Annotated in this window: 6 protein-coding genes and 1 pseudogene; 2 read left to right on the plus strand and 5 right to left on the minus strand. The window is 73.5% G+C overall.

Annotated elements, in window-relative coordinates:
• Positions 1 to 139, plus strand: a pseudogene (locus ABZT03_RS41690) (MerR family transcriptional regulator); the annotation flags it as partial.
• A 348-nt stretch (positions 140 to 487) separates the two neighbouring features.
• Here the strand turns inward: ABZT03_RS41690 and ABZT03_RS41695 are convergent.
• The 5 genes from ABZT03_RS41695 to ABZT03_RS41715 form a co-directional block, all read right to left on the minus strand.
• Positions 488 to 2,836 carry an FtsX-like permease family protein gene (locus ABZT03_RS41695; RefSeq protein WP_356049204.1) on the minus strand — a complete coding sequence of 783 codons (2,349 nt, stop codon included), beginning with the start codon at positions 2,834 to 2,836 and terminating at the stop codon, positions 488 to 490.
• On the minus strand, positions 2,833 to 3,525 hold the full coding sequence (locus ABZT03_RS41700) for an ABC transporter ATP-binding protein (RefSeq protein WP_356049206.1): 693 nt from the start codon (positions 3,523 to 3,525) through the stop codon (positions 2,833 to 2,835). The genes ABZT03_RS41695 and ABZT03_RS41700 overlap by 4 nt, the downstream gene beginning before the upstream one ends.
• Positions 3,522 to 4,046 (minus strand): PadR family transcriptional regulator, encoded by a 525-nt coding sequence (locus ABZT03_RS41705; protein ID WP_356049208.1) that lies wholly within the window; start codon positions 4,044 to 4,046, stop codon positions 3,522 to 3,524. Before ABZT03_RS41705 ends, ABZT03_RS41700 begins: the two co-directional genes overlap by 4 nt.
• A gap of 462 nt (positions 4,047 to 4,508) precedes the next feature.
• Positions 4,509 to 5,474 carry a hypothetical protein gene (locus ABZT03_RS41710; protein WP_356049210.1) on the minus strand — a complete coding sequence of 322 codons (966 nt, stop codon included), beginning with the start codon at positions 5,472 to 5,474 and terminating at the stop codon, positions 4,509 to 4,511.
• A complete protein-coding gene (locus ABZT03_RS41715) occupies positions 5,471 to 5,866 on the minus strand; it encodes a hypothetical protein (protein ID WP_356049212.1) in 396 nt (131 codons plus the stop codon). Before ABZT03_RS41715 ends, ABZT03_RS41710 begins: the two co-directional genes overlap by 4 nt.
• A gap of 81 nt (positions 5,867 to 5,947) precedes the next feature.
• Between ABZT03_RS41715 and ABZT03_RS41720 the strand changes: the two genes are divergently transcribed.
• On the plus strand, positions 5,948 to 9,294 hold a 3,347-nt coding region (locus ABZT03_RS41720), incomplete at its 3' end, for a hypothetical protein (protein WP_356049214.1).

The raw sequence follows: 9,294 nt of genomic DNA on the forward strand, positions 1-9,294 counted from the left end.
CGCCCGCGAACTCGTCGACCAGGGCACCCCCATCGAGGCCGCCTGCCGCATCGTCATCCTCGAAGACCAACTCGAAGAAGCCCAGCGCCTCAACGAAACGCTGCGCCATTCCCCGCTCCGCGACCGGGCCACTGCCTGAACGGCTCTCCCGATCGGGTTGGTTGCCATGTTCATTGGGCTAAGGCCGACCGACCCAGGGGGCCGGCTTGCAGCCGTAGGTCTGGCCGACCTCCTTGATCCACAACGCCTTGATCTTGCAGTACGCCTTAAGGCGGCAGTGAGAACGATCTTCCCGGGGGGAATCCGGACGTCGTGCCCCCTCGCATCGTCGGCGCGCCCGAAGGGATCCCGGCGGGGTGCACCGGCTCGATTTCCCCACCCTCTCGACACGAGCTGCGCCACCGGGCTTACCGGTCGTCAACTCCGAGGGCCCCGGCGCCCCATCGCCGGGGCCCTCAAGAAGGGATAGAGGGGATGCGGGAGGGGACTATTCCGTGCGCAGGCCCTCCGGGCGCATCATCCGCAGCAGTGGCGGCACGCTGAGGAGGGTGACCACGCCGACCACGGCCGCGCCCACGCCGGTCATGGTCAGCACGCTCGCCCAGTCCATGGCCACCGGTGCACGGGTCATCTTCAGCAGCAGCGAGCCGAGGGCGATGCCCACCGTTGTGGCCAGCAGGAGGCCGAGTCCGACCGGCAGGGCCGTCTGCCACAGCACCGACAGGCTCAGCGTGCGGCGCCGGGTGCCGAAGGCGACCAGCGCGGAGAGCAGCTTCCTGCGCTCGCGCAGCTGCTCCAGCTGGGAGACCAGCAGACTCGCGCCGATCAGTGCCAGCACGAAGGCGGAGCCGACGAACAGGCCGGTGCGGATGGAGGCGTACTTGGCGTCCTCCTGGGTCGCCGACCAGCTGTAGGTGTGTGCCAGGGGGTCGATGCGGGCGACGACGTTGCGTATGTACTCCCGTGAGTCCGTCACCGACGGGTCCACCCGCAGGTAGACCCCGTCCGAGAACAACGCGGGCGCGGCCTTGGCGGGCAGGGCGGCGGGGGTGACCAGCAAGCTGTTGGACTCCACCAGTGCGTCCTTGCGCGCGTCCACCACCCGCAGGTTCGCCGGAACCCTCCAGGACACCTCGATGCCGCGTTCGGTGGCGTCGCCGTACGACGGGTCGATGTAGAGCTGCCGGCCGGGCTTCACCACGGCGATCTCGTCGGCGTTGTCGGGGTCCTCGTAGCCGCTCCTGGTCCGCTCGACGAACACGTCGCCGTCCTTGCAGGAGGGCAGCGTGGCGAGTTCGCGCAGGGCGGTGCAGTTGCCCACGGTCAGGCCGTTGCTGTTCTCCGGGTCGCTGCGCGCGTCGCCGTACTGCGAGATGGCCAGGGCCACCGCGGCCCGTACCCCCTTGGTGCCGGTGAACTCGCGCTCGACACCGGACAGCGGCTTGCGGTCGCTGAACTCGACCTGCATCTGGACCCGGCCGGGGTCCTGGCCGGTGGCCTTGGTGTACTGGCTCTGCGTTCCCGTGAACAGCATCTGCAGGGCGATGGCTCCGGCGACGGCGACGGCGATGCCGTTGACCATGCGGGCGGCGGTTCCGCTGCTCAGCTGCAGCCGTCGTACCGCGAGCTGCCAGGACAGGGCGCCCTTGCCGAGACGCACGACGACCGCCTCCACGACCCAGGGCAGCAGCGCGGTGATGCCGATCAGCAGCAGCAGTACGCCGCCGATGACGAGGTACTGGTTGAAGTCGCCGTTCTTGCGGCCCTTGCCGATCAACGGGTAGAGCATCGCGAGGCCGGCCAGCGGCGGCAGCAGCCGCCACCACAGCCGGCGGCGGCGCTGCGTGGACGCGCGCACGACGCCGAGCGGTTCCACCACCACGCCGCGCATCGCGAGCAGCGTGACGAGTACGGCGGCGACCGGGATCGCCACCGCGACCAGCGCGGCGAGCGCGGGGGAGGGGTTGAGGTAGCTGGGCCAGACGCTCACGCCCAGCACCTCGGTGGAGCCCAGCGCCTGACGGCCCAGGAGGAAGAAGCCGGTGCCGACGACCAGGCCGAGCAGGGCTCCGGCGAGGGCTTCGCCGGCCGCGATCCGCCGGGTCATGTGGCTGTCGGAGCCGACCAGGCGCAGCGCGGCCAGCCGGCGGTCGCGGCGCTCGCCGCCGAAGCGGACGGCGGCGGCGATGAACACGGCGACCGGGGTCAGCAGCACCACGAACACGACCAGGATCATCAGCAGCAGCACCGGGTCGGTCTTCTCGGGGGCCGCGTCCGGTTTGCCATAGCCGGCCAGCCGGTGCACCGGGGAGGAGTCGGTGAGTTTCAGCCCCGAGGCGCCCGCGTAGTAGGCCAGTTCGTGGGAGCCGATGAGTCCGCTCTCGCCGATCGTGCCAGTGATCTTGTACGGCAGTCGTTCCCGCAGCAGCCTGGCGCCGTCCGAGGCGAGCAGGTCCTTGAGCGCGGGGGAGACCACCATCTCGCCCTGGCCCGGGAAGCGGTCGACCCCCGGGGGCAGCGGCGCCCGCCTGCCCTCCGGTTCGAGGAGCCGGCCGCGGACGTCGTCGTCGCGCCAGGTGGTGTCGGTGTCGGCGAGCAGGAAGGTGTTGTCGGCCTTCGGCGGGGCCTTGTCGGAGTAGGTGTAGTCGAAGCGGGCGTTCTCCACCTTGTCGCGGGCGGCGAACACGTTGGGCAGGACGGTGCACAGCAGAAGCAGTGCCACGCCGAGGCCGACGCCGACGGCGGTGAGTGTCATCCGCACCCAGCCCTCGCGTCCGCCGGTGACGGCGAAGCGGGCCCCCATGGACAGGTCTCTGACCCACTGGCGAGGACTCATACGGCGCGCTCCATGTCGCGGGACTTGCCGTCGCGTACGACGATCTCGCGGTCGGAGTAGGCGGCCACGCGGGTCTCGTGGGTGACCAGGACGACGGCGGCGTTGGTGGAGCGGGCCGCTTCGGTCAGCAGTTCCATCACGCGTTCGCCGTTGGAGGAGTCCAGGGCGCCGGTGGGTTCGTCGGCGAACAGCAGGCGCGGCCCGGTGACCAGCGCGCGCGCCACGGCGACGCGCTGGCCCTGACCGCCGGAGACCTCACCGGGACGCTTGGCCTGGAGATCGTCGACCTCCAGGCGCTCCATCCAGCCGAGCGCGGTCCGCTCGGCGTCCTTGCGGGAGGAGCCGTTCAGCCGCAGTGGCAGGGCCACGTTCTCCACACAGGTCAGCTCGGGCACCAACTGGCCGAACTGGAACACGAACCCGAACTCGGAGCGGCGCAACGCGCTGCGCTGGGCATCGCTCATCTTCGTCACCTCACGCCCGTTGTAGGTGATGGACCCGGAGTCCGGCGGCACGATGCCGGCGAGGCAGTGCAGCAGCGTGGACTTGCCGGACCCGGAGGGTCCCATGATGGCGACGACCTCGCCGGGCTGGATGGAGAACCCGGCGCCGTCCAGCGCGAGGGTGGGGCCGTACGCCTTGCGCAGGTCGTGCGCGGTCAGCAGGGCACCGGGGGGAGGAGTCGTCATCGGGTCACGGCCTCACGGAGTGTGTCGAGTCGGGCGGCGGTCAGTTCCAGCCAGCGCAGGTCGGCTTCCAGGTGGAACAGGGCGTGGTCGCAGATCAGTTGATCCGCGAGGTCGCCCTTGCGCTTGCGGTCGGTGAGGATCCGCATGCTGCGCAGGTGTTCGGAGCGCTGGGTGTCGAGGATGTCGGCGGCGTCGCGCCGGGTGAGCAGGGCGAGGACGATCTTGGTGTAGAGGGTCGACTGGAGGTGTTCCTCCGGCTTCTCCGGGGTCGCCAGCCACCGTTGTACGTCGGTGACGCCGGCGTCGGTGATCGCGTACCGCTTGCGCTCCGGGCCGCCGCCCGCCTCGATGCCGTCGACCTCGACGAGGCCGTGCTTCAGCAGCCGCGACATCGTCGAGTAGACCTGGCCGTAGTGCAGCGGCCGGTCGTGACCGAACGTCTCGTCGAAGGCCCGCTTGAGGTCGTAGCCGTGGCGCGGGCCGGTTTCCAGGAGCCCTAAAAGGGTGTGACCGATGGACATGATCCGTACTCTACACACTGTGTATACGCGCCATGTATACCCGGCGTGTATACATCGGGGGTCGGGACGTGGCGGAACGTGGCAGGGCGTACGGCAGTGCAGGTGAGGGAGGCGGGAGCTGCGATCGTCACGGTTGGGAAACGAGCGGACGGCGACACCGAGCCGGCGCCACGCGACGCGGCAACGGCCGTGGATCGGCGGGCGTGTTGGCAGGTAGTGCTTGCTGTCGGCGGGTCGGCGGGTCGGCGGGTCGGCGGGTCGGCGGGTCGGCGGGTCGGCGGGTCGGCGGGCGGTGATCCGGTGTGCGGGCGGCGGTCGGGGTTCGGCCGTGGCGGTGAAGGGCGGGCGTGCCGGATCCGCGCGGCCACCGTGGCCGGCGTTTCCCGTTGACGGCAATCGATCGTCACGGCCGCCTCGCGGAGCGTCCTGGCCGGCGTGCGATCAGCCACCCGTCGGCAACGGCTACAGCAGACCGGCACCCGGATCCGCACCCGGATCCGCCGGCTGTGGGTGCAGCGCCCCGTCCTTGCGCAGCAGCGCACTCACCGCGTCGCCCGACACGCGGTCCAGGCCGGCGTCGGCCGCCAGCGCCCCGAGCGCCGCCGCCACGTCGCGCCCGTACAGGTCCACCGCCCCCTCCACCAGATCCGCCAGCGCCTGGGCCGCGCCCCGCGCGCGCACCCACGCCGTGGCGAGCGTGACGGCGGCGACGACCGCGGCGGGCCACCACCACAGCGCCACCAGGAGGTACATCAGTCCCCACCCCGTCAGCCGGGCGTTCGCCCGAAACGCCGCGTGCGCACCCGTCAGTTCGGCACGCGCCGGGTCCGGTAGCGCCAGCCACAGCCTCGGCCACAGCGCCTCCAGATCGACCCGGTACGCGTGGTGCACCCGCAGGTCCACCGCCCGCAGCCGGTCCCCGATCCATGTCGGCCGGTCGGCCGGCACCGGACAGATCCGCCGGCACCGTTCCAGCGCCGCCCGCAACGCCGCACGCGCCTGCGGATCGGCCCCGTGCGGCGGTACGGCGCTCAGCGCCACCGCCCGGCGCGCCGCGACGACCTCCGCGTACGCCCGCCGCCACCGCTCCCGGCGCCGCTCGGCCAGCCACCGCCCCGGGCCGCGCCGCCCCTGCGCCGCCCACAGCAGCGCCACGCCCTCACCGAGCGCTGCCGCGGCGAGCCCCGCGCCCGCGGCGGCCGCCAGCGCGCCAGCCGCCACCAGCACCACGATCCCGGCCTGACCGGCGCCCCGCGCCGCTGCGAGGCCGTCGATCCAGGAGCTCAGCCCGCGCAGGTCGAGCGCCCGCCCCTGGCCGAGCACCGACGCGACCGTCACCACGGTCACATACAGCGCGCCCGGCAGCAGCAGCAGCGTCAGCCACCGCTCGGCCAGCTTGCGGCCCAGTTCCCCGAGGAAGGCGTTCACAGCTCGATCTCCACCTTGACCAGCGGTGTCCCCAGCGCCTCGCACACCGGCGCGGCGTCCGCGTGCGCGGCCCCGGTGTCCAGCGGGGTGAACCGCGCGCAGCGGTGCGCCGCCGGACACACCCAGCCCCGCAGCACCGGATGCCCGACGGTCCCCGACAGCGGCTGGTAGGCCCGGGTGCGGGTGGTCAGGCCGTCGATGCCGTGCCGGGCGAATCCCTCGTCCAGCGCGTCGAGATCGGCGCGTACCCGCTCCGGATCCCTCCCGGCGCGCAACGCGCCCAGCACCCGCTCCAACGGCCCGGCCACCCCGTACTCCCCGGCCCGGCGGGCGAGTTCGCCCCCGCCGAGCAGCCGGCACAACCGCTCGAGACGATCCGCCACGTCGTGCATGCGCCCTCCCGTCCAAGGTCGTCCTGGCAGAGAATGGCAGACAACGACAGACAGGGGCCGGTAGCGGGACGGGAGCGTCGAGTGGCCGTCGAGCTGAGTCTTTACGCCGAACTGCGCGCCCGCGTCAGCCGGTTCGAGGACACCGGGGACCTCACGCCGCTCCTTGACCCCACGACCGCGCACCTGCTGCTGCTCACCGACCAGGCGCTGCGCGACCATCCGCCGCCCGAGGCCGACATGGCGCAGACCGTCGCCGTCGCGAGCTGGCAACTCCACCTGGCCGCCCCGCCGCCGCCCGTCAGCGCCCGCACCCTGCGCAACCGGGCCCTGGAACTCGGCGCCTGGCTCGAGGCGCTCGCGCCCGCACTCCTGCCGCCCGACATCCACGCCGGCGTACGGCGACTGCCCAAGCTGCCGAAAAGCCTCGCCAGGATCACCCGCGACCGTGACCTGCGGCTGGAGGCGCTGTACGACCACGCCGCGGTGGCCGTCGAGCGCTACCGCGCACTCCGCGACCCCGCGACCCTGCGCACCGCGATCATCCTGCTTCGCGAACTGGTCGGCGCCACCCCGGGGTTGTTCGCGATCCTGCCCGAGGACCAGCGCTCCCGCAGCGTCCGCGCCCGGACCGCGCTGGGCGTCGCCCTCCAGCACGAACTGACCCGCACCGGTCAACTCCACGTCCTGCAGGCGGCACGCGCTGTCAGCGAGGAGGCCGCCCGGCTGTGCGCCGCGCACGATCCGCAGCGGCCGCTGGTCCTGTTCAACCACGGCTCGCTGCTCCTCGAGGCCTTCCGCCGCACCGGCGACGAGACGGCCCTGAAGGAGAGCCTGGAGACCAGCGTCGTCGCGCTGAACCTCACCCCCCTGCACGACCCCCTGCGCGCCGTACGCCTGTGCCACGTCCAGAACCTGTACTCGGCGCTGTACGAGCGCTCCGCGGACCCGGCCGTCCTGCGCTCCGCCGTCGACTTCGGCACGGAGGCCGCTCGCACCGTGCCCGACGCGGAGCCGCAGCGGGCCGCCATCCTCAACAACTACGGCAAGGACCTGCGCGAGCTCTACAAGGAAACCCGCGACCCGCGGCTGCTGCGCCGCTCCGCCGACGCGCTGCGCGCCTCGGTGGCGGGCTCCGCCGCCAACGACCCGAACCGGATCCCCCGCCGGCTGCTGCTCACTCGCTGCCTGCTCGACCTCGCCGGACAGGAACGCACGGACACGGCACTGGCCGCGGAGATCCTGGCGATCGCCGAGGAAACAGTCCGCCTCGCCCCGCCCGGCCACGCCTCCTACCGCGACGCCGCCGACCTGCTGCGCAGCGCCGAGCGACTGGCCCACGCGGCCCGCCACAACCCCGCCCATCCCACCGGCTCCGCAGATCCCACGGAGCCCGACAACCTCGCCGACTTGGTCGAGGAGGCACGGTGGCGGGTACGGGCCGAGCCACCCGGGCCCCGGTCACGCCGCGCCCGGCGGGCCCTGGCCGAGTCCCTGATGAGGAGCTGCGACGAGTGCGGCGACCTCGCCGCACTCGCCGAGGGCATCGAGCTGCTGCGGGAACTCGACGGCGGCCCCCACGGCCCGGACCCCGACCTCACCGCCGGCGAGCAGCTCGCCTCGCTCACCGAGCTGAGCCAGGGACTCTTCCAGCTCTACCAGCGCCGCCGCGACCTCGACGCGCTCAAGGACGCCGAGAGCTACGCCCGCCGCGTGGTGGCCTCCTCACCCCCCTCCGGCGTGGTGCGCGCCGTGGCGCTGTCCCACCTCGGCGAGATGCTGGTACGCGGCGCGAACCGGATCAGCGACGAGGACGCCTACCGCGAGCGCATGTCGGAGGGCGTCAGCTGCTGCCTGCAGGCCCAGCGGACCTGCCCCGACGACCATCCGCTCAAGCCGTCCGTCACCGCCCAGGCCGCCCAGGCCGTCCTGAAGCTGTGCACCGGGCCCGAGCCCCATCCGGCGCTGCTCGCCCTCGCTCTCACCCTGCTGCGCGAGGCCGTCGCCGCGATCCCGCTCCAGGACACGAACGGCCCCATGGTGCGGCTGACCCTCGCCGAATGTCTGCGGACCCACCACCGGGCCGCGGCGGTGCTGCGGACGCCGCAGCCCGACGCCCTCGCGCAGGCCTCCGCGCTGGCCCGCGAGGCCGCCGGCGCCGTGCCCCCACAGCATCCCGACCGCGCCGAGTTCCTGCTGGCGCTCGCCGAGGCCCGCGCCGACGAACACCACGAGGCGCGGGCGGCAGGCCACACCGAGCGCGCCACCCAGGCCGCCACCCAGGCCGAGGACGCGTACCGGCAGGCAGCCGCCATCACCACGGCCCGGCCCGCCGCACGGCTCGCCGCCGCGGCCCGCGCCGGCAACTGGGCCATGGACCGCGGCGACGCCCACGCCGCACTCGACGCCTACACAACGGCCGTCACACTGCTGCCGCTCATCGCCCCGCACGAACTCACCCGCACAGACCGGCAGTTCACCCTCCTGGAGAGCGCCGGACTGGCCTCCTCCACGGCGGCCGCCGCCGTCGCGGCCGGCCACCCGGCACGGGCCGTGGAACTCCTTGAACGCGCCCGGGGCGTCCTTGCCGCCGACGCCCTGGGCACCCCCGACTCCGCGCTCGCGGACCTGCGCCGCGAACAGCCCGAACTCGCCGCCGAATTCGAGGAGTTGCGCTCCGCCGTACCGACCGCGCTGGACGGCTCGGCCGAAGAGCGGCTGCGCCACGGCGTCCGCTGGACGCACCTGCTCGCCCGCATCCGCGCGCTGGGCCACACCGACCTCCTGGACGGGCCGACGATCGAGGAGCTGCACAACGCGACCGGGCAGGGCCCGGTCGTCTGGGTCTACAGCAGCCCCTGGCGCTCCGACGCCCTCGTCCTCGACCCTGCCGCACCCTCCACGGCACCGGTCACCGTCGTCCCGCTGCCCGATCTGCTCGCCGAGGACGCGGTCGCCCGTGCCCAGCGGCTGAAGGACGCGCTCGCCGCCCTCCACGAGATCGGCGACGACCCCTTCGCCGCCTTCGGCGCCCAGGAACACGCCCAGAGCGAGCTCCACGACGCCCTCGCCTGGCTCTGGGACACCGTCGCCGCCCCCGTACTCGACCGGCTCGGCATCGACGGCGCGGCCAACCACCCCACGCCCCGCCTGTGGTGGTGCCCGGTCGGCTTCCTCGCCTCGCTGCCCCTGCACGCCGCTGGCCGGCACCGCGAACCCCCGCCCGCGGGCCGGCGCCGCGCCACGCTCCTGGACCGGACGGCCTCCTCCACCACCTCCACCCTGCGCGTCCTGGCGCAGGCCCGCACCCGCCCGCCCGCATCCCCGGCCGCGGGAACGCTGGTCGTCGCCCTGCCGCAGACCCCCGGCGCGGAGCCCCTCGGGCACGCCGAGACGGAGGCGGCCCGCGTCGCCGAACTGCTGCGGCCCGC

Source organism: Streptomyces sp. NPDC005574 (assembly GCF_040605435.1).
Lineage (GTDB): Bacteria > Actinomycetota > Actinomycetes > Streptomycetales > Streptomycetaceae > Streptomyces.